This window comes from Variovorax sp. BGA-UO-ETr-C22 (genome assembly GCF_059567965.1).
In genome coordinates, this window is sequence record NZ_JCAQPA010000009.1 from 772,216 (window position 1) to 798,082 (window position 25,867).

General features: G+C 69.0%; 29 protein-coding genes and 1 tRNA gene. 10 read left to right on the top strand and 20 right to left on the bottom strand.

Annotated features, from left to right (window positions below):
- Window positions 1–8 precede the first annotated feature (8 nt).
- Window positions 9–1,304, bottom strand: coding sequence for an efflux RND transporter periplasmic adaptor subunit (locus AC57B8_RS13150; protein ID WP_062481754.1), 1,296 nt, complete (start codon window positions 1,302–1,304; stop codon window positions 9–11).
- 179 nt (window positions 1,305–1,483) lie between these two features.
- Here AC57B8_RS13150 and AC57B8_RS13155 point away from each other — a divergent pair, with 179 nt between their 5' ends.
- From AC57B8_RS13155 to AC57B8_RS13170, 4 genes are all read left to right on the top strand, one after another.
- The gene (locus AC57B8_RS13155; RefSeq protein ID WP_139705040.1) at window positions 1,484–2,152 is read left to right on the top strand and encodes a TetR family transcriptional regulator; all 669 of its coding nucleotides are present in this window, start codon (window positions 1,484–1,486) and stop codon (window positions 2,150–2,152) included.
- Window positions 2,153–2,194: 42 nt separating this feature from the next.
- Window positions 2,195–2,269: transfer RNA gene (locus tag AC57B8_RS13160), tRNA-Arg, on the top strand.
- 161 nt (window positions 2,270–2,430) lie between these two features.
- Complete coding sequence (locus tag AC57B8_RS13165; RefSeq protein WP_062481748.1) at window positions 2,431–2,658, top strand: hypothetical protein; 228 nt, start codon at window positions 2,431–2,433, stop codon at window positions 2,656–2,658.
- Window positions 2,659–2,747: 89 nt separating this feature from the next.
- Window positions 2,748–3,476 (top strand): glutathione S-transferase, encoded by a 729-nt coding sequence (locus AC57B8_RS13170; protein ID WP_496479824.1) that lies wholly within the window; start codon window positions 2,748–2,750, stop codon window positions 3,474–3,476.
- A gap of 2 nt (window positions 3,477–3,478) precedes the next feature.
- Here AC57B8_RS13170 and rsmI read toward each other — a convergent pair whose 3' ends face one another.
- Entirely contained in the window at window positions 3,479–4,432 is a 954-nt protein-coding gene (gene rsmI, locus AC57B8_RS13175; protein ID WP_496479825.1) for a 16S rRNA (cytidine(1402)-2'-O)-methyltransferase, read from the bottom strand.
- 48 nt (window positions 4,433–4,480) lie between these two features.
- Here rsmI and AC57B8_RS13180 point away from each other — a divergent pair, with 48 nt between their 5' ends.
- The 3 genes from AC57B8_RS13180 (at window position 4,481) to AC57B8_RS13190 (ending at window position 6,373) form a co-directional block, all read left to right on the top strand.
- On the top strand, window positions 4,481–4,852 hold the full coding sequence (locus AC57B8_RS13180) for a YraN family protein (RefSeq protein ID WP_062482319.1): 372 nt from the start codon (window positions 4,481–4,483) through the stop codon (window positions 4,850–4,852).
- Window positions 4,853–4,937: 85 nt separating this feature from the next.
- On the top strand, window positions 4,938–5,579 hold the full coding sequence (locus tag AC57B8_RS13185; RefSeq protein ID WP_062482322.1) for an SIS domain-containing protein: 642 nt from the start codon (window positions 4,938–4,940) through the stop codon (window positions 5,577–5,579).
- Window positions 5,576–6,373, top strand: coding sequence for a BON domain-containing protein (locus AC57B8_RS13190; RefSeq protein ID WP_095950095.1), 798 nt, complete (start codon window positions 5,576–5,578; stop codon window positions 6,371–6,373). Before AC57B8_RS13185 ends, AC57B8_RS13190 begins: the two co-directional genes overlap by 4 nt.
- A gap of 30 nt (window positions 6,374–6,403) precedes the next feature.
- On the opposite strand, the gene AC57B8_RS13195 is transcribed toward AC57B8_RS13190, so the two are convergent.
- The 3 genes from AC57B8_RS13195 to AC57B8_RS13205 all read right to left on the bottom strand — a co-directional run bounded on the left by AC57B8_RS13195 (window position 6,404) and on the right by AC57B8_RS13205 (window position 9,590).
- Entirely contained in the window at window positions 6,404–7,312 is a 909-nt protein-coding gene (locus AC57B8_RS13195) for an NAD(P)-dependent oxidoreductase (protein ID WP_496479826.1), read from the bottom strand.
- A gap of 68 nt (window positions 7,313–7,380) precedes the next feature.
- A complete protein-coding gene (locus AC57B8_RS13200; RefSeq protein WP_062482331.1) occupies window positions 7,381–8,517 on the bottom strand; it encodes a PilT/PilU family type 4a pilus ATPase in 1,137 nt (378 codons plus the stop codon).
- A gap of 29 nt (window positions 8,518–8,546) precedes the next feature.
- Window positions 8,547–9,590 (bottom strand): type IV pilus twitching motility protein PilT, encoded by a 1,044-nt coding sequence (locus AC57B8_RS13205; RefSeq protein WP_062482334.1) that lies wholly within the window; start codon window positions 9,588–9,590, stop codon window positions 8,547–8,549.
- Window positions 9,591–9,641: 51 nt separating this feature from the next.
- On the opposite strand from AC57B8_RS13205, the gene AC57B8_RS13210 reads away from it, so the two are divergent.
- Window positions 9,642–10,343 carry a YggS family pyridoxal phosphate-dependent enzyme gene (locus AC57B8_RS13210; RefSeq protein ID WP_496479827.1) on the top strand — a complete coding sequence of 234 codons (702 nt, stop codon included), beginning with the start codon at window positions 9,642–9,644 and terminating at the stop codon, window positions 10,341–10,343.
- Window positions 10,344–10,354: 11 nt separating this feature from the next.
- Here the strand turns inward: AC57B8_RS13210 and AC57B8_RS13215 are convergent, their stop codons facing one another.
- The 13 genes from AC57B8_RS13215 to AC57B8_RS13275 all read right to left on the bottom strand — a co-directional run bounded on the left by AC57B8_RS13215 (window position 10,355) and on the right by AC57B8_RS13275 (window position 20,348).
- Window positions 10,355–11,092: a sulfite exporter TauE/SafE family protein gene (locus tag AC57B8_RS13215; RefSeq protein WP_447747510.1), complete on the bottom strand. Its 738-nt coding sequence runs from the start codon at window positions 11,090–11,092 to the stop codon at window positions 10,355–10,357.
- Window positions 11,093–11,102: 10 nt separating this feature from the next.
- Entirely contained in the window at window positions 11,103–11,693 is a 591-nt protein-coding gene (locus tag AC57B8_RS13220; protein WP_496479828.1) for a malonic semialdehyde reductase, read from the bottom strand.
- A complete protein-coding gene (locus AC57B8_RS13225; protein ID WP_496479829.1) occupies window positions 11,690–12,532 on the bottom strand; it encodes an alpha/beta hydrolase in 843 nt (280 codons plus the stop codon). Before AC57B8_RS13225 ends, AC57B8_RS13220 begins: the two co-directional genes overlap by 4 nt.
- Window positions 12,533–12,538: 6 nt before the next feature.
- A complete protein-coding gene (dapA, locus tag AC57B8_RS13230; protein WP_083259398.1) occupies window positions 12,539–13,432 on the bottom strand; it encodes a 4-hydroxy-tetrahydrodipicolinate synthase in 894 nt (297 codons plus the stop codon).
- A gap of 45 nt (window positions 13,433–13,477) precedes the next feature.
- Window positions 13,478–14,293, bottom strand: coding sequence for an ABC transporter ATP-binding protein (locus AC57B8_RS13235; protein WP_307590426.1), 816 nt, complete (start codon window positions 14,291–14,293; stop codon window positions 13,478–13,480).
- Entirely contained in the window at window positions 14,290–14,691 is a 402-nt protein-coding gene (locus tag AC57B8_RS13240; protein ID WP_095746984.1) for a VOC family protein, read from the bottom strand. Before AC57B8_RS13240 ends, AC57B8_RS13235 begins: the two co-directional genes overlap by 4 nt.
- 58 nt (window positions 14,692–14,749) lie before the next feature.
- Window positions 14,750–15,520 carry an ABC transporter permease gene (locus tag AC57B8_RS13245; protein WP_496479830.1) on the bottom strand — a complete coding sequence of 257 codons (771 nt, stop codon included), beginning with the start codon at window positions 15,518–15,520 and terminating at the stop codon, window positions 14,750–14,752.
- Between the two features lie 121 nt (window positions 15,521–15,641).
- Window positions 15,642–16,205, bottom strand: a complete 564-nt coding sequence (locus AC57B8_RS13250; RefSeq protein ID WP_496479831.1) for a VOC family protein — start codon at window positions 16,203–16,205, stop codon at window positions 15,642–15,644.
- Between the two features lie 17 nt (window positions 16,206–16,222).
- Entirely contained in the window at window positions 16,223–17,242 is a 1,020-nt protein-coding gene (locus AC57B8_RS13255) for an ABC transporter substrate-binding protein (RefSeq protein WP_496479832.1), read from the bottom strand.
- A gap of 68 nt (window positions 17,243–17,310) precedes the next feature.
- Window positions 17,311–18,249: a fumarylacetoacetate hydrolase family protein gene (locus AC57B8_RS13260; protein ID WP_496479833.1), complete on the bottom strand. Its 939-nt coding sequence runs from the start codon at window positions 18,247–18,249 to the stop codon at window positions 17,311–17,313.
- Window positions 18,250–18,478: 229 nt separating this feature from the next.
- Window positions 18,479–19,168 (bottom strand): GntR family transcriptional regulator, encoded by a 690-nt coding sequence (locus AC57B8_RS13265; protein ID WP_095950084.1) that lies wholly within the window; start codon window positions 19,166–19,168, stop codon window positions 18,479–18,481.
- A 114-nt stretch (window positions 19,169–19,282) separates the two neighbouring features.
- Window positions 19,283–19,750 (bottom strand): Lrp/AsnC ligand binding domain-containing protein, encoded by a 468-nt coding sequence (locus tag AC57B8_RS13270; RefSeq protein WP_062478450.1) that lies wholly within the window; start codon window positions 19,748–19,750, stop codon window positions 19,283–19,285.
- Between the two features lie 142 nt (window positions 19,751–19,892).
- The gene (locus AC57B8_RS13275; protein ID WP_307696727.1) at window positions 19,893–20,348 is read right to left on the bottom strand and encodes a hypothetical protein; all 456 of its coding nucleotides are present in this window, start codon (window positions 20,346–20,348) and stop codon (window positions 19,893–19,895) included.
- Between the two features lie 252 nt (window positions 20,349–20,600).
- On the opposite strand from AC57B8_RS13275, the gene AC57B8_RS13280 reads away from it, so the two are divergent.
- Window positions 20,601–21,875, top strand: a complete 1,275-nt coding sequence (locus AC57B8_RS13280; protein ID WP_070063824.1) for a Glu/Leu/Phe/Val family dehydrogenase — start codon at window positions 20,601–20,603, stop codon at window positions 21,873–21,875.
- Between the two features lie 104 nt (window positions 21,876–21,979).
- On the top strand, window positions 21,980–22,642 hold the full coding sequence (locus AC57B8_RS13285; protein ID WP_492745463.1) for a DUF2242 domain-containing protein: 663 nt from the start codon (window positions 21,980–21,982) through the stop codon (window positions 22,640–22,642).
- A 13-nt stretch (window positions 22,643–22,655) separates the two neighbouring features.
- On the opposite strand, the gene rocF is transcribed toward AC57B8_RS13285, so the two are convergent.
- Entirely contained in the window at window positions 22,656–23,588 is a 933-nt protein-coding gene (rocF, locus tag AC57B8_RS13290; RefSeq protein ID WP_496479834.1) for an arginase, read from the bottom strand.
- Window positions 23,585–25,636, bottom strand: a complete 2,052-nt coding sequence (locus AC57B8_RS13295; protein WP_496479835.1) for a prolyl oligopeptidase family serine peptidase — start codon at window positions 25,634–25,636, stop codon at window positions 23,585–23,587. Before AC57B8_RS13295 ends, rocF begins: the two co-directional genes overlap by 4 nt.
- Window positions 25,637–25,867: the final 231 nt, after the last annotated feature.

Here is a 25,867-nt window from a genome sequence, read left to right on the forward strand (position 1 = left end):
GCTCCTGATTACTTCTTGTCAGCCGGGGCCGAAGCCGGGCTGGCGGCGGGTGCCGCTGCGGCAGCGGACGCTGCCGGTGCCGCGGGTGCAGCCGCGCCGTTGGGCGTCGGCTTTTGCCAAGGCACCGCCTTCACGGGCGTGCCGGGCGGCATCATCTGCAGGCGCTGGAAGCCGTCGACCATCACCTGTTCGCCGGCCTTCAGGCCGTCGAGCACCACCCACTGGTTGTCCTTGGCGGCGCTGATCTTCACGGTGCGCTGGCTCAGCTTGCCGTCGGCGCTGACCACCGTCACGTGGTCGCCCTGCTGGGTGCGCGTGACGGCCTGTTGCGGCACCGTGATCGCGTTCGTCACCTGGGCCTGCTCGAGCTTCACGCGCACGTACAGGCCGGGCAGCAGCTCGCCCTTGGGGTTCGGGATCTCGGCGCGCAGCGTGACCTGGCCCGTGGTCGGGTCGACCGTGAGGTCGGAGAACAGCAGCTTGCCGTCCTGCCCGTAGTCGGTGCCGTCTTCGAGCACCACGCGGATGCTCGCGGCTTCTTCGCCGCTCGCACGCTTGTACTGGCCGGCGGCCACGGCGCGGCGCAGCTTGAGCACGTCGGAGGCCGACTGCGTGAAGTTCACGTACAGCGGGTTGATCTGCTGCACCACGGCCAGCTCGGTGGCGTCGCCCTGGCCGACCAGTGCGCCTTCGGTGACCAGCGCGCGGCCGATGCGGCCCGCGATGGGCGAGGTGACATCGGCGTAGCCCTGGTTGATCTTGGCGGTCTGCAGCAGCGCGCGGTTGGCGGCCACGTCGGCGTCGGCCGTCTTGGCGGAGGCCACGGCCGTCGCGTATTCCTGCTTGCTCACGGCGTTGGCCTCGACCAGCGGCTTGTAGCGGTCGGCCAGCGCCTTGGCCTGCACGGCGTTGGCTTCGGCGCGCGCCAGTGCGGCCTGGGCGTTCTGCGTGGCGGCCACCAGCGGTGCGGGGTCGATGCGGAACAGCAGCTGGCCGGCCTTCACGTCGCTGCCTTCGCGGAACTCGCGCTTGAGCAGGATGCCCGGCGTGCGGGCGCGCACCTGGGCGATGCGCGAGGCTTCCAGGCGGCCGGGCAGCTCGGTCACGAGGCCCACGTCGGTGGGCTTGACCGTCACCACGCCGACTTCAGGCGCCGGACGGGCGCCACCGCCACCGCCGCCCGGACCGGCCGGGGCCTCGCCCTTGCCGCAGGCGGCCAGGAACAGGAGGGAGACGAGGGCCACGGTCGCGAGACGCGGCGAAAACGACAAGGACGGTTGACGCGAGACATGCAGAAGAGGCATGTGATTCCTTTGATGCGAAGACGGGAGATGGCGCGTTTGCGGGAGAGATCCGTAAACCAGCACGGGCAGGTGGGCCATCCGAGAAGCGCGCTAGTTTACATACATTCATGGATGTATAGTGACAGCCATGCAATGGCCCCACGATACGCAAAGGGCGTTCGCTTTACAAATCAGGAGACTTGGTGGCACGTCGTACGAAGGAAGAAGCACTGGCGACGCGGAATCGATTGCTCGATGCCGCGGAGTTGCTGTTTCAGGCGCAAGGTGTTTCGCAGACCACGCTGCAGCAGATCGCGCAGCAGGCCGGCGCGACCCGGGGCGCCATCTACTGGCACTTCAAGGACAAGGCCGATCTGTTCAACGCCATGATGGAGCGCGTGATCCTGCCGCTGGAGACGCCGCCCAAGAGCGACATCCCCGGCGATGACCCGCTGGTCGAGATCGAGGAAGGCCTGATCCACGCGCTGACGCTCATGGTCGCCGACCCGCAGGTGCGGCGCGTGTTCGACATCGCGACCCACAAGGTCGAGTACACGCATGACATGGCCTCGGTGCAGCAGCGCCACCTGGACGCGCGCAACGCCTGCGTGGTCGATTTCGAAAAGGCCCTGCGACTGGCCGCGCGGCGCGCCCGCATCCGGCTGCCGTTGCCGGGTGCGGTCGCGGCGCAGGGCATGCACGCCCTGATGGGCGGGCTGATCCAGAACTGGCTGCTCGATCCCACGGCCTTCGACCTCGTGTCGACCGGGCGGCGCACCTTCCGCGTCTACCTGGCCGGGCTCGGTTTCTCGCGCACGCCGGCCGGTGGCGTCCCGACGGCGCACGACGCGGAAACCACCGCGGCCTGATAGGCCATAATGTGTGGCTCCGGTGCATTCCGGAGCACCCCTCTCGCTGTATTTCAACGGATAGAATTCGGCCCTCCGAAGGCTGAGATCCAGGTTCGATTCCTGGCGGCGGGACCACCTTCAAGACCGGAAATTCCGCAAGGGCTTCCGGTTTTTTCACTTCTTCCCCGACCCGGCGCGGTCTTGCAAGACAAGGCCGATCCGGAGATCCGCGCGACCGGGCCGTGACACGCCGTTGCACCCTGTCACCCGGACGCACGCATGTAAAAATTCCCCGCATGATGGAGCTCTCCGAACTGGACGAAACCAGCCTCGCAGCACACGCCGCCGAATGGCGTCGGCGCGCGCTGCGCGGCGAGAAACAGGCCCGCGGCATCGCACATGCCCTGGAGGCTGAGATGCGCCGCCGCTTCGGCGATTCGATTCCGCCGAGCCAGAGCGCCGACCTGGACACCCGCCCCCTGGCCCTGCGCCAGCCGCCACGCCCGTGGTGGAAGTTCTGGTGAGCCGGCCGCGCGCCTTCGCCGCCTGATCTGACATCCCTCGCAGCCGGTCATCGGTTGCAGCGCCCCGCCGGCCCTGACACCATGGCCGCATGGCATACCAACTTCATTACTGGCCCACGATCCAGGGCCGCGGCGAATTCGTGCGGCTCGCACTCGAAGCGGCGGGCGCCGACTACGTCGATGTTGCGCGGCTGCCCGCCTCGCAAGGCGGTGGCGAATCCGCGCTGGGCCGACGGCTCGGCGACCCCGACAATCCGCGCGCCGCGTTCGCACCGCCGTTCCTGGTCGACGGCGACATCGTGGTCGGCCAGACTGCCGCGATCCTGCTGTACCTCGGCCCCAAGCTCGGGCTGGCCGGCATCGGCGAATCCGACGGGCTGTGGACCCACCAGCTGCAGCTCACCATCGCCGACGCGGTGGCCGAGGCGCACGACACCCATCACCCGATCTCGACCGGCGACTACTACGAAGACCAGCGCGACGCGGCCCTTCAGCGTGCGCGTGCCTTCCGCGAAGCGCGCATCCCGAAGTTCCTGAACTGGTTCGAGCAGGTGCTGCAGCGCAACCCTTCGGGCGACCTGCACCTGGTCGGCGACGTGCTGACCTATGCCGACCTGTCGCTGTTCCAGCTGGTGGAGGGGCTGCAGTACGCCTTTCCGAAAGCCGCTGCGCGGGCGCTGGCCGATACGCCCGCGGTCGTGAAGCTGCACGCCAACATCCGGCGACGCCAGCGCGTGCACGACTATCTGCTGAGCCCGCGCCGCATCGCGTTCAACGAGGACGGGATCTTTCGGCGCTATGCCGAACTGGACGGCTGAGGCTAGTCGTCGCCAGCTTCGTTGCGGATGCGCAGCGCCAGCTCGTACAGCGTGTTGCGCGGCGCACCGCTGATCTCGGCGGCCAGCTTCACGGCCGTCTTCACCGGCAGTTCCGCCAGCAGCAGACGCAGCACGCGCTCGCCTTCTGCACCGCCGTCGCCGCTCACCGCCACGGGGTGCAGCACCAATGCGAACTCGCCGCGCGTGCGGTCGCGGTCGGCGCCGAACCAGTCGGGCAACGCGCTGGCGGCCACGGTGGCGATCTCTTCGAACTGCTTGGTGAGCTCGCGGCCCACGGTGATGCGGCGCTCGCCCAGCACGGCGAGTGCGCGCGCCAGGGTTTCGATGCGGTGCGGCGCTTCGAGCAACACCACGGCGCGCGGCTCCTGCGCGAGGGCCTGCACGGCGGTGTCGCGCTCGCCGGCCTTGCTCGGCAGGAAGCCCGCGAACACGAAGGCGCTGCTGTTGTGCGCGTTGCTCTCGCCGCCGTCGGCCACCAGCCCCGCCGCGCTCACGAGCGTGACGACGCTGCTGGCGCCCGGCAGCGGCAGCACGCGCTGGCCGGCCGCGCGCACGGCGGCGGCCAGGCGCGCGCCGGGGTCGCTCACGCCGGGCGTGCCTGCGTCGCTCACGTAGGCGATGCGCTCGCCCTGCACGAGTCGCGCGACCACGGCCTGCGCGGCTTCGGCCTCGTTGTGCTGGTGCACCGCGAGCAGTTGCGCGCCGGGGCGGTCGATGCCGTAGGCGCGCAGCAGGCTCTGCGTGTGGCGCGTGTCCTCGCAGGCGACGGCGTCCACCAGCTGCAGCACATGCAGCGCGCGCAGCGTGATGTCGGCCAGGTTGCCGATCGGCGTGGCGACGACGTACAGCGTGCCCTGCGGATAATGCTGCGCGCCCGCGGCGTCGAGCGCGGCCGGCAGGGCCGCGCCGAAGGAAGCAGGGGCGAGTGAAGCCAAGAGGTTTCTCCGTAGGGCAGCGAAAACAAGAAAACAGGGCAGGGAGCCATGACGACAAGCACCACGACGACGAAGCATCGCGGCGATGCGGCGGAAGACGCCGCGCTCGACCACCTGCGCCAGGCCGGCCTCGTGCCGGTCGCGCGCAATTATCGGACGCCGGGGCGCGGCGGCGGCGAGGTCGACCTGATCATGCGCGATCCGCGCGATGGCACGCTGGTGTTCGTCGAGGTGCGACAGCGCAGCGCGGGCTCGCATGGCGGCGCGGGCGGCAGCATCACGGCGGGCAAGCAGCAGCGCATCGTGCTGGCTGCGCGGCACTATCTGGGCCGGTTGCGGTCGCTGCCGCCGTGTCGTTTCGACGTGGTGCTGATCGAGGAGAAAATCACGTGGTTGAAAGCCGCCTTCGATGCCGGCTGACGCACTCGCCAGGGAACTGAAGCCTTCCTGAAGGCTCCACCACTCAAACGTCTTGTTTCACGACCCCCAGTTATCATCGCGCCCCATGCTCGAGCAACGGATTCAGCAGCACTTCATTGACAGTGCCGACCTCAAATACCAGACCGGCCCGGTCCTCAGCAAACCCATCTCTCAAGCGATGCAGGCCCTGCTGGCCTGCGTGACCAGCGGCGGCAAGGTGCTGGCCTGCGGGGCCGGCGTGTCGGGCCTGCTGGCCGCGCAGTTCGCGTCGAACTTCGTGGGCCGCTTCGAACGCGAGCGGCCCGAGCTGGGTGCCATCGCGCTGCCCGGCGACACCACCGACCCGGCGGCCGACAGCCCGCAGGCCGCCGATGCCGACCGCTTCGCGCGCCAGGTGCGCGCGCTTGGCCAGGCCGGCGACGTGCTGCTGGTGCTCAGCGCCAGCGGGCAGTCGTCCGCGGTGCTGGCTGCCGTGCTTTCCGCGCATGAGCGCGACATGACGGTGGTGGCGCTGCTCGGCAACGCCGCCACGGGGCTGGCCACCGCGGCGCCCGGCGTCGGCGGCACCGGCGGCGCCATCGGCCGCGCGCTGCGCGAAACCGATGTACAGATCAGCGTGCCGCACGAGCGTGCGGCGCGCATTCACGAAATCCACCTGCTCGCGCTGCATTGCCTGTGCGACGGCGTGGATGCCCAGTTACTCGGAGAACAGGAAGTTTCCTCATGACCATGACGACCCTGACCAAGGCCTCGACCCAACGTTTCGCCCTGGCGCTCACCCTGGGCGCCGCCCTGGTGGCCGGACTGTCCGCCTGTGTGCCGCTCGTCGTGGGCGGCGCCGCGGTGGTGGGCGTGGGCATGGTGGCGACCGACCGCCGCAGCTCGGGCGCCCAGCTCGACGACCAGGGCATCGAGCTGCGTGCCGCGGCCCGCGTGCGCGACATCGCCAACGACAACATGTACGTGAGCGTCACCAGCTTCAACCGCCAGGTGCTGCTGACCGGCGCCGTCGGCAACGACGCCGACCGCCGCCGCGTCGAGGACGAGGTGAGCCGCGTGGTCAACGTGCGCTCGGTGGTGAACGAACTCACCATCGGCGCCCCGAGCACCTTCCAGGACCGCTCGAACGACCTGTACATCACCGGCAAGGTGAAGGCCTCGCTGCTCGACGCCAAGGACATCTTCGCCAACTCCTTCAAGGTCGTGACCGAGCGCAGCACGGTCTACCTGATGGGCATCGCCACGCGCCGCGAGACCGACCGCGCCACCGAGATCACGCGCGGCGTGACGGGCGTGGCGAAGGTCGTGCGCGTGGTCGAGGTGGTGAGCGAGGCCGACCTGGCCGCGAGCCAGGCGGCCAACCAGTCCGCCGCGCAGCGCGGCGGCACGGGCCCCGCACCGGTGAGCAATGCGACGCCATCGACGCCGGGTGCTTCCTCCTCGGGTTCGCGTGTGCCGCTGCCGCCGATGGAGCCGCTGCCCGCGCCGGCCGGTGGGGCGACGACCTCGCCGGTCCGCTGAAACCAAAAAGCCCGCTTCCGCGGGCTTTTTTCATTTGAGCCTGATGATGAGGCTGGAGGTGTCCCAGCGCCTGCCGCCGGCCTGCTGCACGTCGGCATAGAACTGGTCGACCAGCGCCGTCACCGGCACGCGCGCGCCGTTGCGCTTGGCTTCGTCGAGCACCAGGCCCAGGTCCTTGCGCATCCAGTCGACGGCAAAGCCGAAGTCGAACTTGCCCTCGATCATGGTCTTGCCGCGGTTGTCCATCTGCCAGCTCTGGGCCGCGCCTTTCCCGATGACGCCGAGCACGGCTTCCATGTCCAGGCCGGCGCGCTGGCCGAAGGCGATGGCTTCCGACAGGCCCTGCACCAGCCCCGCGATGGCGATCTGGTTCACCATCTTCGCGAGCTGGCCCGCGCCGCTGTCGCCCAGCAGCGTGACGGCGCGCGCGAAGGCCATGGCCACCGGCTTGATGCGCTCGAACACGGCCGCGTCGCCGCCGCACATCACGGTGAGCGCGCCGTTCTGCGCACCCGCCTGGCCGCCCGACACGGGCGCGTCGATGAAGTGCAGGCCGCGCACGAGCGCCGCCTTCGACAGCTCGCGCGCCACGTCGGCCGAGGCCGTGGTGTGGTCCACGAGCACGGCGCCGGGCTTCATGCCGGCCAGCGCGCCGTCGTCGCCCAGCACCACCGAGCGCAGGTCGTCGTCGTTGCCGACGCAGCAGAACACGATGTCCGCGCCAGCCGCGGCTTCGCGCGGCGTGGGGGCGTGGCGGCCGGGCGCGCCGAACTCGGCGACCCAGGCCTGCGACTTGGCGGGCGTGCGGTTGTAGACCGTGACCGTGTGGCCGGCCTTGGCCAGGTGCCCGGCCATGGGCCCGCCCATGACGCCGAGGCCGAGAAAGGCCACCGTCTGGGCGGGAACGGATTCGTAGGTGCGGGGGTTGATGCTGCTCATGGCCGACAGCTTAAAGCCAAAGAAAGAAACAAGGCCGGCGCGCCTCGCGGTGCACCGGCGGGGCGACCTCAGACGATCGCGAAGTGCTCGGTGCCGGCCGCCAGGTCGGTGCTGCGCGCGCGCTGGCTGTTGAGCTTGATCTGCAGGCGCAGGTCGTTGGCCGAATCGGCGTTGCGGATCGCCTCTTCGAAGTTGATCGCGTTGCCCTCGAACAGGTCGAACAGCGCCTGGTCGAAGGTCTGCATGCCCAGGTTGCGGCTCTTCTTCATGATCTCCTTGATCTCGCCCACCTCGCCCTTGAAGATCAGGTCGGAGATCAGCGGCGTGTTCAGCAGGATCTCGACGGCGGCCACGCGGCCCTGGCCGTCTTCGGTGGGCACCAGCCGCTGCGAGACCAGCGAGCGCAGGTTCAGCGACAGGTCCATCAGGAGCTGCGCGCGGCGCTCTTCGGGGAAGAAGTTGATGATGCGGTCCAGGGCCTGGTTGGCGCTGTTGGCGTGCAGCGTGGCCATGCACAGGTGGCCGGTTTCGGCGAAGGCCACGGCGTGCTCCATGGTTTCGCGGTCGCGGATTTCGCCCATGAGGATCACGTCGGGCGCCTGGCGCAGCGTGTTCTTCAGCGCGGCTTCCCAGCTGTCGGTGTCGATGCCCACTTCGCGCTGCGTCACCACGCAGTTCTTGTGCGGATGCACGAACTCGACCGGGTCTTCCACCGTGACGATGTGGCCGTAGGAGTTCTCGTTGCGCCAGTCGATCATCGCGGCCAGCGTGGTCGACTTGCCCGAGCCCGTGGCGCCCACCAGGATGGTGAGGCCGCGCTTGGTCATCGCCACGTCCTTGAGCACCTGCGGCATGCCCAGCCCGTCGATGGTCGGCAGCTTGGCGGGAATGGTCCGCAGCACCATGCCGACCTTGCCCTGCTGCACGAACGCGTTGACGCGAAAGCGCCCGATGCCCGTCGGCGAGATCGCGAAGTTGCACTCCTTGGTGCGCTCGAACTCGGCCGTCTGGCGGTCGTTCATGATCGAGCGCGTGAGCGCCAGCGTGTGCTGCGCGCCCAGCGCCTGCTGCGAGACCTTGGTGACCTTGCCGTCGACCTTGATGGCGGGCGGGAAGTCGGCGGTGATGAACAGGTCGCTGCCGTTGCGGCTCACCATGAGCTTGAGCAGGTCGTTGATGAACTGGCTGGCTTGATCGCGTTCCATGATGTCTGTGCTCCGAAGGACTGTAGGGATCAGCCGGGGAAATTCTCGGGAATCTTCGCTTTGCCGCGCGCTTCGGCGGCAGAGATCGTATTGCGGCGCACCAGCTCCGTCAGGTTCTGGTCGAGCGTCTGCATGCCCGAGCCCTGGCCGGTCTGGATGGTGGAGTACATCTGCGCGACCTTGGCCTCGCGGATCAGGTTGCGGATGGCCGGCGTGCCCAGCATGATCTCGTGCGCCGCCACGCGGCCCTGGCCGTCCTTGGTCTTGCACAGCGTCTGCGAGATCACGGCCTGCAAAGACTCCGACAGCATCGCGCGGATCATTTCTTTTTCTTCGCCCGGGAACACGTCGATGATCCGGTCGATGGTCTTGGCGGCTGACGAGGTGTGCAGCGTGCCGAACACCAGGTGGCCGGTTTCGGCCGCGGTCATCGCCAGGCGAATGGTTTCGAGGTCGCGCAACTCGCCCACCAGGATGGCGTCCGGGTCTTCGCGCAGGGCGGAGCGCAGCGCGTTGGCAAACGACAGCGTCATCGGCCCCACTTCGCGCTGGTTGATCAGGCACTTCTTCGATTCGTGCACGAACTCGATCGGGTCTTCCACCGTGAGGATGTGGCCGTACTCGTTCTCGTTGAGGTAGTTCACCATCGCCGCCAGCGTGGTCGACTTGCCCGAGCCCGTGGGGCCCGTCACCAGCACGAGGCCGCGCGGCTTGAGCGCGAGTTCGCCGAAAATCTTCGGCGCGTTGAGCTGCTCGAGCGTGAGGATCTTTGAGGGAATGGTCCGGAACACCGCGGCCGCGCCGCGTGCCTGGTTGAAGGCGTTCACGCGGAAGCGCGCGAGGCCGTCGATCTCGAACGAGAAGTCGACCTCCAGGAACTCTTCGTAGTGCTTGCGGTGCGTGTCGCTCATGATGTCGTACACCATGGCATGCACGGCCTTGTGGTCCAGCGCATCGACGTTGATGCGGCGCACGTCGCCGTTCACGCGGATCATCGGCGGCAGGCCGGCCGAAAGGTGCAGGTCGGAGGCTTTGTTCTTGACGCTGAACGCCAGCAGTTGGGTGATGTCCACGGGGCTCCTCGGGCAGGCTTTAGTGACGTTTTGATACGAATTCGGAAGATTATGACGATGATTGGCGACGACCTCCAGCAAGTAAGGGCCCGGATCGACAAGGCCTGTGCAGACGCCGGGCGCGACCCGTCGGCGGTGCGCCTGCTGGCGGTGTCCAAGACCTTCGGGCCGGAGGCCGTGCGCGAGGCGCACGCGGCGGGTCAGGCGGCGTTCGGCGAGAACTACGTGCAGGAGGGCCTGGACAAGATCGCCGCGCTGGCCGACCTGCGCGCGGGACTCGAATGGCACTGCATCGGCCCTCTGCAGAGCAACAAGACGCGGCCCGTGGCCGAGCAGTTCGACTGGGTCCACAGCATCGACCGCCTGAAGATCGCCGAGCGCCTGTCGGCCCAGCGGCCGGCCCATCTGCCGCCGCTGCAGGTGTGCCTGCAGGTCAACGTGGACGGCGGCGCGAACAAGTCCGGCGTGCCGCCGGAAGAGGCCTTGGCGCTCGCGCACGCTGTGGCGGCCTTGCCACAGCTGACGCTGCGCGGGCTCATGGCGATCCCCGAACCGGCGCCCGATTTCGCGGCGCAGCGCGAACTGTGCCTGCGCGCCCATGCGGTGTTCGAGGCGATCCGCGCGGCGGGCATCGCGCTGGACACGCTGTCGCTGGGCATGAGCGGCGACCTCGAGGCGGCGGTCAGCGCCGGCAGCACGATGGTGCGGGTCGGCACGGCGATCTTCGGCGGGCGGGTGCGCAAGCCCGCCTGAAACGACAGGCCCTAACGCAGGAAGAACAGCAGGCTCATCGTCAGCCCCGTGGCGACGATGCCCGCGCGCAGCCAGGCCGGCGGCAGGCGCCGCGCGCCCCGGGCGCCGAGGTAGCCGCCGAGCAGCGCGGCGCCCGCCATGATCGCGGCCTCGCGCCAGGCGATCAGGCCGCCCCAGGCATAGAGGGCGACCGCGATCAGCGTGAGCAGCGCCGAGACCTGGTTCTTGAGCCCGTTGGCCGCCAGCAGGCGGGTCTGGCCGAGCAAGCCGAACAGTGCCAGCAGCAGGATGCCCAGCCCGCCGTTGAAGTAGCCGCCGTAGACAGTGACGGCGAGCACCGAGACCATCGCGACCGTCGGCCGGTGCGCGCCCGACTGTCGAGACGCCGTGAGGCGCGGTGCCAGCACGAACAGCAAGGTGGCGAGCAGCAGCAGCCAGGGCACGACGCGGCGGAAGGTGGCATCGGGCGTCAGCAGGAGCAGCAGCGCGCCGGTACTGCCGCCGATCAGCGAAAGCACCACGAGCGTCCGCATGGACAGCCCGGGCGGCGGTTGGGTGTCGCCGCGCAAGCCCCAGGCCGCCGACAGGTAGCCGGGCAGCAGCGCGAGCGTGCCCGTGGCGTTGGCGCTGACGGCTGGCACGCCGGCGAACACCAGGGCCGGCAGCGTCAGGAAGCTGCCGCCCCCGGCCACTGCGTTCAGGGCGCCCGCCACGAAGGCTGCGGCGATCAACGTCGCATCGACAAGCATCGCGCGACCCTCAGGCGAAGCGGCAGGCTTCTTCGAACGCGAGCCTCGGGTGGCGGTCGAACAGCTGGGCAGGGTCGCCGTGGCCGAGGTTGCACAGGAAATTCGTGCGTACCGACGTGCCATGCCAGAACGCTGCGTCCATGCCTGCGGCATCGAAGCCCGACATCGGCCCGCAATCCAGCCCGATGGCGCGTGCCGCGAGCATGAAGTAGCCCGCCTGCAGGCTCGCGTTGCGAAAGGCCGTGCGCAGCGCGTGCGCCTCCTTGTCGGGCCCGGTGAAGTCGTCCTGCATCGCGGGCCGGTGCGGAAAGAGGCGCGGCAGCTCGCGGTAGAAGGCCGTGTCGAAACCGAGGATCGCGGTGACGGGCGCCGTCATCGTCTTCTCGACATTGCCGGGTGAGAGCAGGGGCCGCAGGCGTTCGCGACCCCCGTCGGTGCGCACGAAGACCACGCGCATCGGCGAGCAGTTGGCCGAGGTCGGCCCCCATTTCACGAGCTCGTGAATCTGGCGCAGCTGCGCTTCGCTGACCGGTCGGGGCAGCCAGCCGTTGTGCGAACGGGCCTGGCGGAAAAGGGTGTCGAGAGCGCTGTCAGAAATCATGGGGAAGGTGTGTCGTCGAAAGACCGCATCAGGCGGAGTGCCGCGGTCGCGATGGCGCCGTCGGCTTGCGTCAGCGCGTCGAGGATCGAGAAGTGATCGTGGCCGGGGCAGTCGATGTGGCCGGCGTGCACGTCGTGCCACTGGCGCCGGATGATCCCGCATTGTTCGTGAAAGCCGGCGTTCTCCTCGCTGCCCAGCGCGGTGAGCAGGGGTGCGGCAGAGACCGGTCGCAACAGGGCTGGGCTCAGGACTGCTGCGCTGTGCGGCGTGAAGCGCGTGGCCTCCATCACCGACGGCACGTCGAGCAGCGGGCGCAGGTCGTACAACGCGCTGATGCAGACGGCGGCTTTCACTTCGGGTTCGGTGGCCAGCAGCATCGCTGCCAGGTGCCCGCCGGCCGAATGGCCGCAGGCGAACAGGCGTCCGGGCGGTGCGTCCCACTGCGCGTGGTGCGCGGCGAGCCAGGCTGCCGCGCTGCGCATCTGCGCGACGATGGTCTCCACGCTCACTGCGGGGCACAGCGCGTAGTTGACCACCGCCACCGCGTAGCCCGCGGCGGTGAAGGGCGGTGCAACCAGCGAGGCGTCGCTCTTGTCGAGCGAGCGCCAGTAGCCGCCATGGATGTACATCAGCGTGCCGCGCGGGCGGCCCTCGGGCAGGAACAGGTCGAGGCGCTCGGCCGCGTGCGGCCCGCAGGCGATGTCGAGCCGCGCGCGGGCGCGCTCGCGCACCGCGGCGGACGCGCGTGCCCAGCCGTCGAAGATGTCCTGGTAGTGCGGGACGGCCAGGCGCGCGTTGTAGCGGCGCTCGCCGTCGCCGGCTGCGGGGTTCGGCGGCATGGCGGGTTACGCGCTGGCGCCGATGCGCTCGACCACGGCCCGCAGGTCGGCGCGCACCTTCTCGGGCAGCGCGGCGACGGGTGGGCGCGTCGGCCCGGCGCTGCGGCCCGCGAGCGTCATCGCTTCCTTGATGACGACCGGGAACGAGCCCCAGGCCCAGGCCGCGCGCAGCGGCGCGAAGATGTTCGACACGCGCAGCGCCTCGTCGTGGCGGCCGGCGCGCAGCGCGTCGTACATGCGCACCATGAGCTCGGGGAACACGTTGGCGGCGGGCGAGATGGTGCCCTGCGCGCCGTGGAACATCATCGACAGCGCGATGGTGTCGCGGCCCGAGAACAGCAGCGCGGGGCGCGGTGCGGTCAGCAGGTACTCGATGGACTGCGTGAGGTCGCCGCCCGAGTCCTTCATGCCCACGATGTTGTCGGCCGCCTGCATGCAGCGCGCGAGCGTGGCGGGCAGCACGTTGACGGCGGTGCGCGGCGGGTTGTTGTAGAGCATCACCGGCAGCTTCGTCGCGCGCGCCACGGCGGTGTAGTGGGCGACCAGCTCGTCCTGCGTGGGCTGCACGAAGTACGGCGTGATCACCAGCGCCAGGTCGGCGCCCAGGGCTTCGGCGGCCTGCGTGAGCGCGATGGCGTCGCGCGTGGTAGCGCCGCCGGTGCCGGCATACAACGGCACGCGGCCGTCGATGGCGCGCATCGACAGCTCCAGCAGGCGGATGTGCTCGTCGCGCTCCAGGGCGAAGAACTCGCCCTGGCTGCCGGCGACGGAAATGCCGTGCACGCCGGCGCGGATGTAGCTGTCGATCAGCTCGCCGACGCGGGCTTCGTCGAGCCGGTGGTCGGCGGTGAAAGGCGTGGCCATGGCGGGCACCACGCCGTGGAATTTCGAGAGGTTCAAGGCAGAGAGCTCCGGAAGAAGAACGAAGAGGGGCGACGGGCGGCGTCAGTCGACGCCCATCAGGTGGCCCAGCTGCACCACGTAGTGGCCGAAGGCGGCCGCTTCCTTGGTGGTGCGCGGGTCGCGTGGGCGCGGCAGGTCGATGCGGATGTCCTCGACGATGCGTCCCGGCCGCTCGGACATCACGAGCACGCGGTCCGAGAGAAAGACGGCCTCCGAGATGCTGTGGGTGATGAGGATCACCGTCTGGCGCATCTCCTGCCACAGGCGCAGCAGCTCGACGTTGAGCTGGTCGCGCGTGAGCGCGTCGAGCGCGCCGAAGGGCTCATCGAGCAGCAGCACCTGGGGCCGCATCACGAGGATCTGCCCCAGCGCCGCGCGCTGGCGCATGCCGCCCGAGAGTTCGTGCGGGTAGTTGCGGCGGAACTTCTCCAGCTTGAGGATCGGCAGCAGCGCTTCCACGCGTTCGTCGATGTCCTTCTTCGGCAGCTTGCGCACCTCGGCCGCGAGGCGGATGTTGGCTTCCACGGTTTCCCACGGCAGCATGTTGTGGGTCTGGAACACCACGCCCACGTCGTCGGACATCCGCGTCTGCAGGTGGCCGAGCACGCGCACCTCACCGCCCGCGTCGGGCTGGATCAGCCCGGCCACGATGCGCAGCAGGGTGCTCTTGCCGCAGCCGCTCGGCCCGAGGATCGAGACGAACTCGCCGCGCTGCACCGTGAAGTCGACCTGCTCCAGCGCGCGCACGCTGTGGCGCGCGTCGAAGGTCTTGGCGACGCGGCTGACGCCGATCGCTGTGTCGATGGCTCCGGGGGCGCGCACCGTCGCCTCGCCGGTGGCCACGGTCCCAGGCTTCACTTGCGGGCCCCCACCCAGCCGCCTTCGGAGATGTCGAAGACCACGCCGTCGAGGTCGCGGAATTTCATCTCGTAGTACAGGCTCTTCTTGTCGTGCGGCAGGTCCATGAAGAAGGTGCCGCCGTTGTCCTCGATGGCCTTGCGCTGCGCGTCCAGGTCGTCGACCCAGAAGCCGAAGTGATGCGTGCCGATCCAGTCCTTGCCCTTTTCAAGGCCTGCCGCCTCGTCGGTCTTGTAGTTCAGCAGCGCCAGGCAGATGGTGCCGTCCGTGAGGTACACGCCGTCGGCGATGGGCGAGTGCGTGGGTTCGACGATGGTGAGGTCGAAGACCTCGCTGTAGAACTTGGCCGCCTTCTGGGGATCGGGAACGGCAAGGGCGATGTGACGCAGTTTGGCCATGGGGATGTCTCCTGAGTTGAAATCTTTGAAAGGACGAAAGAGAAAGAGGGGTGAAGGCTCAGAGCCCGCGCCACCAGACGCGTTGGGCGGCCAGCTCGACCAGCAGGTACAGCAGGCCGGCGACCACCGAGATCACCACCAGCGCGGCGAACAGGTAGTCGGTGCGCGCGTTGGCGTTGGCCTCCAGGATGAGGTGGCCGAGCCCGCGCTCGGAGCCGACGAACTCGCCCACGATCGCGCCGATCACGGCCAGCGGCATGGCCGAGCGCAGCCCGTCCATGATCGACGGCAGCGCCGAGGGCACGTAGAGGCGTCGGAAGGTGGTCCAGGACGAGGCGCGGATGGCGCGGAAGTGCTCCACCAGGTGCGCCGGCGTGCCCGCCAGCCCGCCCATGGTGGCGATCACCACCGGGAAGAAGGCGAAGAGAAAGGCCATCAGCACCTTCGAGGTGTCGCCGTAGCCGAACCAGATCACCATGAGCGGCGCCAGCGCGATCTTGGGCAGGCCCTGGAACACCACGATGAGCGGGTACAGCGCGCGCCGCACCACCGGGATGGCGTGGATCGCGAGACCGAGCAGCACGCCGCCGATGGCCGCGAGCGCGAAGCCGGCCAGCACCTCCTGCGTCGTGACCCACGACTGCACGAGCAGCGCCATGCGGTTCGTCCACAGGCTGTCGAGCACCTGCGACAGCGGCGGCAGCAGGTAGCGCTTGATGCCGAACACGTCGACCGACTTTTCCCACAGCAGGCCCAGTGCGAGGAACAGCAGGGCGGGGTCGGTGAAGCGGCGCCACGATTCGGCGCGCGAGGAAGGGGCGGGGTGCATGTGTCTTGTCTCCGGGTCTTTTTATGTGTCGTGTCTTGTCTTGTCTTGTCTTGTCTTGTCTTGTCTTGTCTTGTCTTGTCTTGTCGTGCCGTGCCGTGCCGTGCCGTGCCGTGCGGCGCGTTCAGCGCTTGGGGTCGTCGCTGCCTTCGTCCCGGGCCGTGCGCGGGCCCCACTCGGGCGGCGGCACCACGAACCGGTCGAAGTGCCACTGGTCGAAGGCCGCGAGGTCGTTCTTCCAGACGCGGGGCGTGTAGGGTTGCGCGGGCGTGATCTGCACCATCTCCGCGTAGAACTCGCAGTAGTTGCCGTCGGGGTCCTTGAACACGAGGAACAGGTTCTCGCCGGGCCCGTGCTTGCCGATACCGCGCACGATGTCGATGCCCTGCGCCTGCAGGTAGCGCGCGGCGTCCTCGATCTCGGCCAGCGAGCCGAGCTGGTAGGCGAAGTGCTCCAGCCCGGGCCGCCCCGGCGTGTAGGTGGCCGCATGCTGCGGATCGCCGGGCGCAATCTGCGCCAGCGCCAGGTCGTGGTGGTCGTTCCCGCAGCGCAAGAAGGCCATCTGGTCCTCGATGTGGTCGGACACTTCCAGCCCGACGATCTCGGTGTAGAAGCGCACGGAGGCCTTGAGGTCGCGCACGTTGAGCACGACGTGCCCGAGGCGCTGGGGACGGGGGCGTTGAACCATCGGTGTTGCTCCCGCGCTCATGGTGCGAGCAGGTCGTTGCTGTACGCGTCCTGCGGCTTCACCTTGCCGCCCAGGCCGAAGGCCTTGTCGACGAACTGCACGGTGGCGCGCATGCGGTCATCGCGCAGGTGGCCCAGCCCCTTGGCCTTGGCTGCCGGGTCGACCAGCAGGTCGTTCATGTCCTTGATCTGCGCCAGCGCCACGGCGCGGTCGGTGGTGGGAAACATCTTCACCATGAGATCGGCCGCCTGCTCGGGGTTGGCCATGGCGAACTCGTAGCCGCGGTACGAGGCGCGCAGGAACTTCTTCACCACCTCGGGGCGCTTGCGGATCAGGTCTTCGCTGGCCGCGAAGCCGCTGCCGTAGGCGTCCAGGCCGAAGTCGCTGTACTCGATCCAGCCGAGCGTCACGCCCGCGGCCTGGGCCTGCTTCTGCGTGACGGCGCGGTTGCTCCCACGCCAGCACTCGGCCAGGTCGACCTTGCCTTCGATCAGCGAGGCGTCGACCACGGCGGGGTCCATGCGCAGCAGGCGGATGCTGTCCTTGGGCTGGCGGTTCAGCTCCAGCCAGGCGGGCACGACGTTGTGCACCGGCGAGGCCGAGCCGCCACCCAGGCGCAGGCCCTTCATGTCGGCCGGCGTCTTCGGCTGGTGGCGCTTGGTGTCGAAGCAGATGCCCGCGGGCCAGCGCGTGTTGATGGCGCCGATCATGCGGATCTTGCCGCCGTTGGCGCGGTTGAGCACGAGGCTGATCGGGTCGACGTAGCCGAACTCGAACTGGCCCTGGTCGAGCTCATTGGCGGTGCGGTTGCCGCCGTAGCCGCGCACGATGGCGGTGTCCAGGCCCAGCTCGCGGAAGTAGCCCTGCGCCTGCGCGACGATCACGCCCACCGAGCTGCCCTGCGGCAGCCAGGCCATGTTGTAGGTGACCTTCTCCTGGGCGGCGGCGGGCGCCGCGGGCAGCAGCAGCGCGCTGCAACAGGCGATGCCGGTCAGCGCGCGCGCGAGTGCGGCCAATCCTCTGCGGGTGGGTTGCATGTCTTTGTCTCCATACCTTGTTGTTCGTGATTCGAAAGAACGGGGCCGTGGCCCCGCCGTGCGGACGCTCAGAGGCGCTCTGCCTGCACCTGGTTGGACAGCCGTCCGATGCCTTCGATGCTCGCCACCAGCCGGTCGCCTGCGTTCAGGTAGATACCCCGACCCATGCCCACGCCGGTGGGCGTGCCGGTGGCGATCACGTCGCCGGGTTCGAGCGTGACGATGGTCGAGAGGTAGGCGATCTGCTCGCGCACCGTCCAGATCATGTTGGCCGTGCTGTCCTGTTGCATGGGCTCGTCGTTCACGTCCAGGCGCATCTGCACGGCCTGCGGGTCGGGGATCTGCCAGGCGGGCACCAGCCACGGGCCGATGGGCGCGAAGGTGTCGTGGCACTTGCCCTGGAACCAGTCGTGCTTGAACGGGTAGTCGCCGCGGATGTTGAGGTCGCGCGCCGAGATGTCGTTGACGATCGTGTAGCAGGCCACGGCGTCGAGCGCGTCCTCGACCGAGATGCGGCGGCAGCGCTTGCCGATCACGGCGGCGAGTTCGACCTCCCAGTCGAGCTTGCTGGTTTCGGGCGGCATCTGGATCGTCTCGCCGTTGCCGATCACCGTGTTCGAGAGCTTCAGGAACATGTACGGCTTGCTCTGCGACTTGGCCGCCAGCACGGTGCCCATTTCGTTGGCGTGCGAGGCGTAGTTCGAGGCGGCGCAGAAGATGCGGCTCGGCACGAAGGGCGCAGCCACGGCCGCGGTGCCGTCGGCCACCGGCCGGATCGCGCCCGAGGCGGCGAGCGCGGCGGCGATGGGCGTGGCGTCGCGCAGCCAGGCCTGGGCGTTCGCCCAGTCGCGCAGCATGGCTTCGACGCCCTGCGTCACCCAGGCCTCGGGCAGCGGCGGCAGGCCGGCCGCGCGGGCCGCCTCCAGGTCGTACAGCTGGTCGTCCAGCACCAGGGCGGGGGCAAGCCCGCCGGCACGGCGGTAGGTGGCGAGCGCGATCCAGGACATTCGATTGACTCCTCTTTTGTAGGTGGGTTGGAATCCGCGACAGGTGTTTTGCATTCAGTGTCTGCGAATTGTGTGCAATTTTATGTTTTGGTGTTCACGAACGTCAAGGGTTTGTCGCGGCATGCCTGAAACGGACGTGCGGACGCATGCCGCGGCCGGCCTGCGCCGGGAGCGGCGGGCCGGGGCGGGCAGCGGAAACGGGAGGGAGGGAGAGGGCGCGGCAGCCGCGTCAGGCGGCGGCGCTGGAAGACGGGGTGCGGGAGGCGCTGCCGTCGAAGTGCTGCAGCACGTTCATCGCCGAGTTGGCCGCATGGCTGTGCATGGCGGCGGCGGCGGCGTCACCGTCGTGCGCCAGCAGGGCGGCAACGAGGGCGTCGTGCTCGACATGGGAATGCTGCAGGCGGTTTTCCGTCGTGAAGAAGCCTTGCGAGCGGAAGGGCGCGAGGCGCTGCCGCAGGCTCAGTGCGAGGTCCTGCAGCGTCTTGTTGCGGGCGCCGGCGTAGATCAGCGCGTGGAATTCCTCGTTCAGCGCGGCGTACGCTTTCGCGTCGCCCTCGGCCGCGGCGCGTCCGGCTTGCTGATGAACGAACTCGATGCGCTTGCGCTCCGACGGCGCGGCGCGCAGCGCGCACAGCTTGGCGCACAGGGCTTCCAGTTCGCCGGAGGCTTCGAAGAGGCCGTCCAGATCGGCGGGCGCCATCGTCGCCACCGAGAAGCCGCGGCGCGGCAGGTGCTCGATCAGCCGGGTCGAGGCCAGCTGCCGCAGCGCATCGCGCACCGGGCTGCGCGAGACGCCGAAGCGCGTCGCGATCGTCTGTTCGTCCAGGCGCTCGCCGGGCTGGAAACGGCGCAGCACGATTTCCTCGGCCAGGCGGTCCGAGATGGTCTGGGACAGCGTTTTTCCAGGCTCGTTTTCCATGGTTTGCTTCTTCGGGGGCGTGCCGCCCACGTGGCGTGGGACGACATATTGTCGACAAAATTTAATTGTCGCATGCAATAACGCCGACCCAAACGCCTCAGGCGGGCGTGCGCCTCAGACCCCGAGCGGCAGGCGCGCGCTGCTCTTCACCTCTTCCATCACCGCATACGTGCGCGTCTCGCGCACCCCGGGCAGTTGCCACAGCACGGTGCCGGCGAACTCGCGGTAGGCGGCCATGTCGGCCATGCGGGTCTTGAGGAGGTAGTCGAAGCCGCCGGCGACCATGTGGCATTCCATGATCTCGTCGCGCACCTGCACGGCGGCCTTGAACTGGTCGAAGACGTTGGCGGTGGTGCGGTCGAGCAGGACCTCGACGAACACGGTGAAGCCGCGCCCCAGCTTGTAGGGGTCGAGCCGGGCTTCGTAGCCCAGGATGAAGCCGTCGCGCGTGAGGCGCTGCACGCGCGCCAGCACGGCGGTGGGGGACAGCGCGACCGCCTCTGCCAGCTTGAGGTTGGTGATGCGGCCGTCTTCCTGAAGGATCTTCAGCAGGCGCAGATCGATGCGGTCGAGATCGAGCATTCGAAGATTATCCGGCTCACACATCGATCGGCTGCAAGAAATGCGGCCTACTTGGGCAGGCCATAGGAGATAGAACCAAGGAAATGCCGTTGAGCTACCCTTTCGCAGTTCCTTGGACTACCGGAAACCGTGGTTTCTCTGTTCAGCGCACCGTGGTCGCGGCCGGTGCGGCGGCCTGGCGGCCCGAGAGCTGGTCGACCAGCGCGCCGTAGGCCGGGCCTTCGCGCAGCTTGGTGTAGGCGGCCTGGGCTTCGCGGTAGCCGGGGCGCGACGTGTCGGCGCCGGCTTCACCCGACTGCTGGGCGGCCAGGCCGGAGCGGATCCACAGCTGGGTGTCGGCGGCCACGGCGGCGCGGCTGTTGGCCGAGACCACGACCGGCTCCTGGCCCATGTTCTCGTTGTAGCCCTGGGTGGGCGCGGTCTTCAGCCACTGCTGGGCGTCGGCCGTCACGGCGGCGCGCGTCGTCGACGACGCGAAGGGCGCGGGACGCGGGTCGCCTTCGGCGTAGTTGCCGGCAAAGCTCGGCGCGGCGGCCAGGCCCAGCAGGGCGGCGACGGCGGCGGTGTTCAGAAGGCGGGTGGTGGCAGACAGCTTCATGTTCGTTCACTCCTTGAGGTGGTTGCTTGGTTGGTGAGAGCGACTGTACGAAGCGCATCCACGCGACCGATAACGTCTGGATGACGGTTTTGTCATGTGCGTATCCACCTGCATCGGGCCGCGCCGAGAGGGACCGCAAGGGGCCTTCCAACTTCTCTTGCATAACCGCCATCGCGGCATGCATAAGCCATGGCGCGCGGCCCTCAGTCGGCATATCGTTGCGCCCATCTATTCCAACCAAGGGAATCTTCCATGAACGAGAAACTCTCCTTCGTCAATCCGACGGCCAACAGCCCCTGGGGCACCTACCTGTCGCAGGTCGATCGCGTCGTGCCGTACCTCGGCCCGCTGGCGCGCTGGGTCGAAACCCTCAAGCGCCCCAAGCGCGCGCTGATCGTCGACGTGCCGATCGAGATGGACAACGGCACCATCGCCCACTTCGAGGGCTACCGCGTGCAGCACAACATGAGCCGCGGCCCGGGCAAGGGCGGCGTGCGCTTCCACCCCGACGTCACGCTCGAAGAAGTGATGGCGCTGTCGGCCTGGATGACCATCAAGACCGCCGCCGTCAACCTGCCGTACGGCGGTGCCAAGGGCGGCATCCGCGTCGACCCGAAGAAGCTGTCGCTGCAAGAGCTCGAGAAAGTCACGCGCCGCTACACCAGCGAGATCGGCATCATCATCGGCCCGCACACCGACATCCCCGCGCCCGACGTGAACACCAACGCGCAGATCATGGCGTGGATGATGGACACCTACTCGATGAACGTCGGCGGCACCGCCACCGGCGTGGTCACCGGCAAGCCGCTGCACCTGGGCGGATCGCTGGGCCGCGTGAAGGCCACCGGCCGCGGCGTGTTCGTCACCGGCCGCGAAGCGGCCCGCCGCCTGGGCATGGACCTGCGCGGCGCGCGCATCGCGGTGCAGGGCTTCGGCAACGTGGGCTCGGTCGCGGCCGAACTCTTCGTCGAAGCAGGCGCCAAGATCGTCGCGGTGCAGGACCACACCGGCACCATCGTGAACACCAACGGCCTCGATCTGACCCAGCTGGTGCCCATCTCGCGCACCGACGGCGTGGTCGGCTTCAAGGCCGGCGGCGACATCGTGCCGAACGAAGACTTCTGGGACGTGACCTGCGACATCCTGATCCCGGCCGCCCTCGAAGGTCAGCTCACGGCCGAACGCGCCAAGAAGACCACCGCCAAGCTGGTGCTCGAAGGCGCCAACGGCCCGACGGTGCCCGAGGCGGACGACATCCTGGCCGAGCGCGGCGTGCTGGTCGTGCCCGACGTGATCTGCAACGCCGGCGGCGTGACGGTTTCGTACTTCGAATGGGTGCAGGACTTCTCGTCCTTCTTCTGGGACGAGGACGAGATCAACGTGCGCCTCGATCGCATCATGATGAACGCGCTCAACCAGATCTGGGACACGGCCGACAAGCACAAGATCCCGCTGCGCACCGCCACCTACGCGGTCGCCTGCGAGCGCATCCTGATGGCACGCCAGGAACGCGGTCTGTACCCCTGAAGTCGGCGCTGGGGCTTTCAGGGCCTTTCGGGAACCCCCGGCCCGCCGGGGGCTCGAAGCGAAGCCGCCGGTTGGTTAGCATCCGGTGTCCTTCCCGCCCTGCCATGCCCCCCACCTCTTCTGCTGCCTTCTTCTCTTCGCCGGCCCGCGTGCCGGCGTTTCTGTTCCCGAGCCTGCTGTCGGCCCTGTTGCTGGCCGGCTGCGGCAGCTTCGGCACTGGGCAGGCCTACGAGCCCGAAGACTTCGACTCCACCACCACCCACACGCGCAACTACGCCGCCAGCGAGGCGCAGACCTGCGAGGCGGCGCGCCGTGCGCTGCTGAGCCAGGGCTACATGGTCACGGCCGCCAACGCCGACCTCGTGACCGCGCGCAAGAGCTTCCAGCCCGCGGCCGAAACGCACGTCGAGGTCGAGTTCCGCGTGGTCTGCGCGCGCGAAGGGGGCGTCGGCCGCAGCACAGTGGCCTTCGCGACCGCGCTGCAAGACCGCTACGGCCTGAAGAAGGGCAGCAACTCGGCCAGCCTGGGCGTGGGCGCCATCGGCTCGCTCTCGCTGCCCTTCGGCGGCAGCAACGAAGCGATGGTCAAGGTGGCGAGCCAGACGCTCACCGACGAGCGTTTCTACGACCGCTTCTTCACTCTGGTCGAGCGCTTCCTGCAGGGCGGCGGCCCCGACATGCCGGCCGATGCTGAGGACGCACCGAAGCCCGCCACGCGCCCCGCCGCCACCACCTTCCCGGTGGCGCCGTCGCCCAACCGCGGCTGACCAGGCTTCGCGCTCAGCGCACCAGCGTCGACTTGCCGAACAGGCTCTCGATCAGCTCCACCGCCACCTCGGCCGTCTGGTTGCGCACGTCGAGCGCGGGGTTGAGTTCCACCACGTCGACCGAGCCGAGCCGGCCCGTGTCGGCGATCATTTCCATGCACAGCTGCATCTCGCGGTAGGTCGGCCCGCCGCGCACGCCCGTGCCCACGCCGGGTGCGTCGGCCGGGTCGAGGCAATCGAGGTCGAAGCTCACGTGCAGGTGGGTGTCTTCGTCCACGTCCTGCAGCGCCTCGGTCATGGTGGTGCGCATGCCGTTCTCGTCGATGTGGCGCATGTCGAACACGTGCAGTCCCAGCGTGCGGATCGCTTCCTTCTCGTCGGCGTCGACGCTGCGGATGCCGATGAAGCGGATGGCGTCGTGCGCCAGCGCCGCGGGCTCGCCGCTCCAGCCCGTGAGGTCCGCCGGCCCGTGGCCCAGCAGGCACGACACCGGCATGCCGTGCAGGTTGCCGCTGGGGCTCGTGGTCTCGGTGTTGACATCGGAGTGCGCATCCAGCCACAGCACGCGCAGCTTCTTGCCGCGTTTTCGCGCATGCCAGGCCACGGCGCTGATGGAGCCGATCGCCAGGCAGTGGTCGCCGCCCAGCATCACCGGCACGTGGCCGGCGCCCAGCGCGGTGTCGACGGCGGCGTAGACCGAGCGGTTCCATGCGATCACCTCGGTGAGGTGGCGCAGCCCGTTGGCCGGCGGCGCCCATGGCGTGGCCGGGCCCGCGAGGTTGCCGCGGTCGAGCACCGTGAAGCCCTGGCCCGCCAGCGCCTCGGCCAGGCCGGCCACGCGCAGCGCGTCCGGGCCCATGCCCGCGCCGCGCACGCTGGCGCCGATGTCGGTCGGCGCGCCGATCAGCTCGAGGGTGGTGGCGGCGGTGCTGCTGCTGTTGCTCATGTCGGTCTCCCGATGTGGTGCCAGAGGTAGGCGTAGCCGAGCGCATCCATGAAGGCGGACGCCTTGTTGTCCGCGGCGGCGCTGTGGCCGCCTTCCATGTTCTCGTAGAAGCTGCTGTCGTGCCCCTGCGCGAGCAGCTTCGCGTGCATCTTGCGCGCATGCACGGGCCCCACGCGGTCGTCGCGCGTGGAGGTGGTGAAAAGGGCGGGCGGGTAGGGCGTGCCGGCCTTGGCGTTCTCGTAGGGCGAGAAGGTCTGGATGAACTCCCACTCGTCGGGCAGTTCCGGGTCGCCGTACTCCGCGATCCACGAGGCGCCGGCCGACAGCTGCGTGTAGCGCTTCATGTCGAGCAGCGCCACCTCGCTCACGATGGCGCCGTACAGCTGCGGGTACAGCGTGAGCATGTTGCCCATGAGCAGGCCGCCGTTGCTGCCGCCCATGGCGCCCAGGTGCGCGGGCGAGGTGATGCCGCGCGCGAACAGGTCCTGCGACACGGCCGCGAAGTCTTCGCAGGTGCGCAGCCGGTTCTCCTGCAGCGCGGCCTGGTGCCAGCGCGGGCCGTACTCGCCGCCGCCGCGGATGTTCGCCACCACGTACACGCCGCCGCGTTCGAGCCAGGCACGGCCGATGCCGCCGCTGTAGCTCGGCTCCAGCGAGATCTCGAAGCCGCCGTAGGCGTACTGCAGCGTGGGGTTCGTGCCGTCGGCCACCAGGTCTTTCGCAGCGATCTCGAAGTAGGGCACGCGCGTGCCGTCCGCCGAGGTCGCGAAATGCTGGCTCACGCGAAAGCGCGAGGCGTCGAAGAAGCCGGGGCTGTGCTTCAGCGGCTGCGGCTCGCCCTGGCCGAGGGTGCCGATGTACAGCGTGGTCGGCTGCAGGAAGCCGCTCACGGTCAGGAAGTAGTCGTCGCTCTCGGTCTCGTCGATGCCGCCGGCCGCCACGCACGAGAGCGCGGGCGCGCCGCCCAGGCTGTCGCGCGCCCAGTCGCCCAGGCCGTCCGCGGGCGGCGTGAGCACCTCCAGCCGGTTCACCACGTCGTGCATCACGTTGAGGATGAGGTGGTGGCGCGTCCACGAGTAGTCGTCGAGCGCGGTGGTGTCGTCGGGCTCGAACAGCAGCGTGAGCTCGCGCGCGCCGGCCATGTAGTCGTCGAAGCGCGCCGCCAGCAGCGAGCCGGCGGTGTAGGTGCGGCCGGCCACGCTCCAGTCTTCGCGCGGCTCGATCAGCAGCCACTCGCGCGTGACGCCGGTGTTGGCGTCGTCGGGCACGTCGATCTTGGCGAGCGTGCCGTCGGGCGCGCGCAGCCAGGTCTCGCTGTCGTAGAAGTCGATCTGGCGCGAGACGAAGTCGCGCTCGAAGCCGGGCGTGTGGTCGCTCCAGGCGCTCACCGACATGTCTTCGTGCGCGCCTTCGTACACGGTGATGGCCTCGGCCAGCGGCGTGCCGCGTTGCCACTCTTTCACCAGGCGCGGGTAGCTCGAGCTGGTCATGGAGCCGGGGCCGAAATCGGTGCCCACGTACAGGTGGTCGATGTCTTTCCAGGTGACGTGGTTCTTCGCCTCGGGCAGCGCGAAGCCGCCTTCGACGAACGCCAGGTTCACCAGGTCGAACTCGCGCACCACGTCGGCATCGGCGCCGCCGCGCGACAGCGAGATGAGGCAGCGCTCGTACGCCGGCTCCAGGCAGTCGGCGCCGTGCCAGACCCAGTTCTCGCCGTCCTGCGCGGCCAGCGCGTCGAGGTCGAGCACGGTCTCCCACGCGGGCTCGGGCGTGCGGTATTCATCGAGCGTGGTGCGGCGCCACAGGCCCTTGGGGTGCGCCTTGTCGCGCCAGAAGTTGTAGTACAGCGCACCGATCTTGCTGACCATCGGAATGCGCGCGTCCGAGTCGAGCACCTCGAGCAGGCCCTGCTCGATCGCCTCGAAGGCCGGCGACTGCGCATAGGTGTGAACGGCGCGTGCATTCTGCTGGCGAGCCCAGTCCAGAGCGGCTTCGCCGTCGATGTCTTCGAGCCAGAGATGGGGGTCTTCGTTGTGCGCAGAGGTCATGCGGCACAGTGTACGAAGCCCCCGTGAATGCGGCGGCCTGTGAGCAGTTGTTGCTGCATGCGAGGCGCGTCGATTTTTTCATTACATGTGGATGCGCGCCCCGGCCATCCTTGGGGCAAACCCCTGTCCCGGGCGTGCCTTCCCCCGGTGGAAACACTGAAGAAGCGAAGGCCCACGAACGCGATGCCCACGGTATCCTGCCGGACGGCGCATGCCCCAACGAGGAGAACC

What these genes read in the sequence shown, in the direction of transcription:
- AC57B8_RS13185 (WP_062482322.1), top strand. Translation starts at nt 4,938, where the DNA reads ATGCTCGAGCAACGGATTCAGCAGCACTTCATTGACAGTGCCGACCTC.
- AC57B8_RS13255 (WP_496479832.1), bottom strand. Translation starts at nt 17,242, where the DNA reads ATGCAACCCACCCGCAGAGGATTGGCCGCACTCGCGCGCGCGCTGACC.
- AC57B8_RS13170 (WP_496479824.1), top strand. Translation starts at nt 2,748, where the DNA reads ATGGCATACCAACTTCATTACTGGCCCACGATCCAGGGCCGCGGCGAA.
- AC57B8_RS13210 (WP_496479827.1), top strand. Translation starts at nt 9,642, where the DNA reads ATGACGATGATTGGCGACGACCTCCAGCAAGTAAGGGCCCGGATCGAC.
- AC57B8_RS13165 (WP_062481748.1), top strand. Translation starts at nt 2,431, where the DNA reads ATGATGGAGCTCTCCGAACTGGACGAAACCAGCCTCGCAGCACACGCC.
- AC57B8_RS13195 (WP_496479826.1), bottom strand. Translation starts at nt 7,312, where the DNA reads ATGAGCAGCATCAACCCCCGCACCTACGAATCCGTTCCCGCCCAGACG.
- AC57B8_RS13215 (WP_447747510.1), bottom strand. Translation starts at nt 11,092, where the DNA reads ATGCTTGTCGATGCGACGTTGATCGCCGCAGCCTTCGTGGCGGGCGCC.
- AC57B8_RS13190 (WP_095950095.1), top strand. Translation starts at nt 5,576, where the DNA reads ATGACCATGACGACCCTGACCAAGGCCTCGACCCAACGTTTCGCCCTG.
- AC57B8_RS13295 (WP_496479835.1), bottom strand. Translation starts at nt 25,636, where the DNA reads ATGACCTCTGCGCACAACGAAGACCCCCATCTCTGGCTCGAAGACATC.
- AC57B8_RS13285 (WP_492745463.1), top strand. Translation starts at nt 21,980, where the DNA reads ATGCCCCCCACCTCTTCTGCTGCCTTCTTCTCTTCGCCGGCCCGCGTG.
- AC57B8_RS13240 (WP_095746984.1), bottom strand. Translation starts at nt 14,691, where the DNA reads ATGGCCAAACTGCGTCACATCGCCCTTGCCGTTCCCGATCCCCAGAAG.
- AC57B8_RS13265 (WP_095950084.1), bottom strand. Translation starts at nt 19,168, where the DNA reads ATGGAAAACGAGCCTGGAAAAACGCTGTCCCAGACCATCTCGGACCGC.
- AC57B8_RS13280 (WP_070063824.1), top strand. Translation starts at nt 20,601, where the DNA reads ATGAACGAGAAACTCTCCTTCGTCAATCCGACGGCCAACAGCCCCTGG.
- rocF (WP_496479834.1), bottom strand. Translation starts at nt 23,588, where the DNA reads ATGAGCAACAGCAGCAGCACCGCCGCCACCACCCTCGAGCTGATCGGC.
- AC57B8_RS13245 (WP_496479830.1), bottom strand. Translation starts at nt 15,520, where the DNA reads ATGCACCCCGCCCCTTCCTCGCGCGCCGAATCGTGGCGCCGCTTCACC.
- AC57B8_RS13275 (WP_307696727.1), bottom strand. Translation starts at nt 20,348, where the DNA reads ATGAAGCTGTCTGCCACCACCCGCCTTCTGAACACCGCCGCCGTCGCC.
- AC57B8_RS13250 (WP_496479831.1), bottom strand. Translation starts at nt 16,205, where the DNA reads ATGGTTCAACGCCCCCGTCCCCAGCGCCTCGGGCACGTCGTGCTCAAC.
- AC57B8_RS13200 (WP_062482331.1), bottom strand. Translation starts at nt 8,517, where the DNA reads ATGGAACGCGATCAAGCCAGCCAGTTCATCAACGACCTGCTCAAGCTC.
- AC57B8_RS13220 (WP_496479828.1), bottom strand. Translation starts at nt 11,693, where the DNA reads ATGATTTCTGACAGCGCTCTCGACACCCTTTTCCGCCAGGCCCGTTCG.
- AC57B8_RS13270 (WP_062478450.1), bottom strand. Translation starts at nt 19,750, where the DNA reads ATGCTCGATCTCGACCGCATCGATCTGCGCCTGCTGAAGATCCTTCAG.
- AC57B8_RS13150 (WP_062481754.1), bottom strand. Translation starts at nt 1,304, where the DNA reads ATGCCTCTTCTGCATGTCTCGCGTCAACCGTCCTTGTCGTTTTCGCCG.
- AC57B8_RS13225 (WP_496479829.1), bottom strand. Translation starts at nt 12,532, where the DNA reads ATGCCGCCGAACCCCGCAGCCGGCGACGGCGAGCGCCGCTACAACGCG.
- AC57B8_RS13260 (WP_496479833.1), bottom strand. Translation starts at nt 18,249, where the DNA reads ATGTCCTGGATCGCGCTCGCCACCTACCGCCGTGCCGGCGGGCTTGCC.
- AC57B8_RS13180 (WP_062482319.1), top strand. Translation starts at nt 4,481, where the DNA reads ATGACGACAAGCACCACGACGACGAAGCATCGCGGCGATGCGGCGGAA.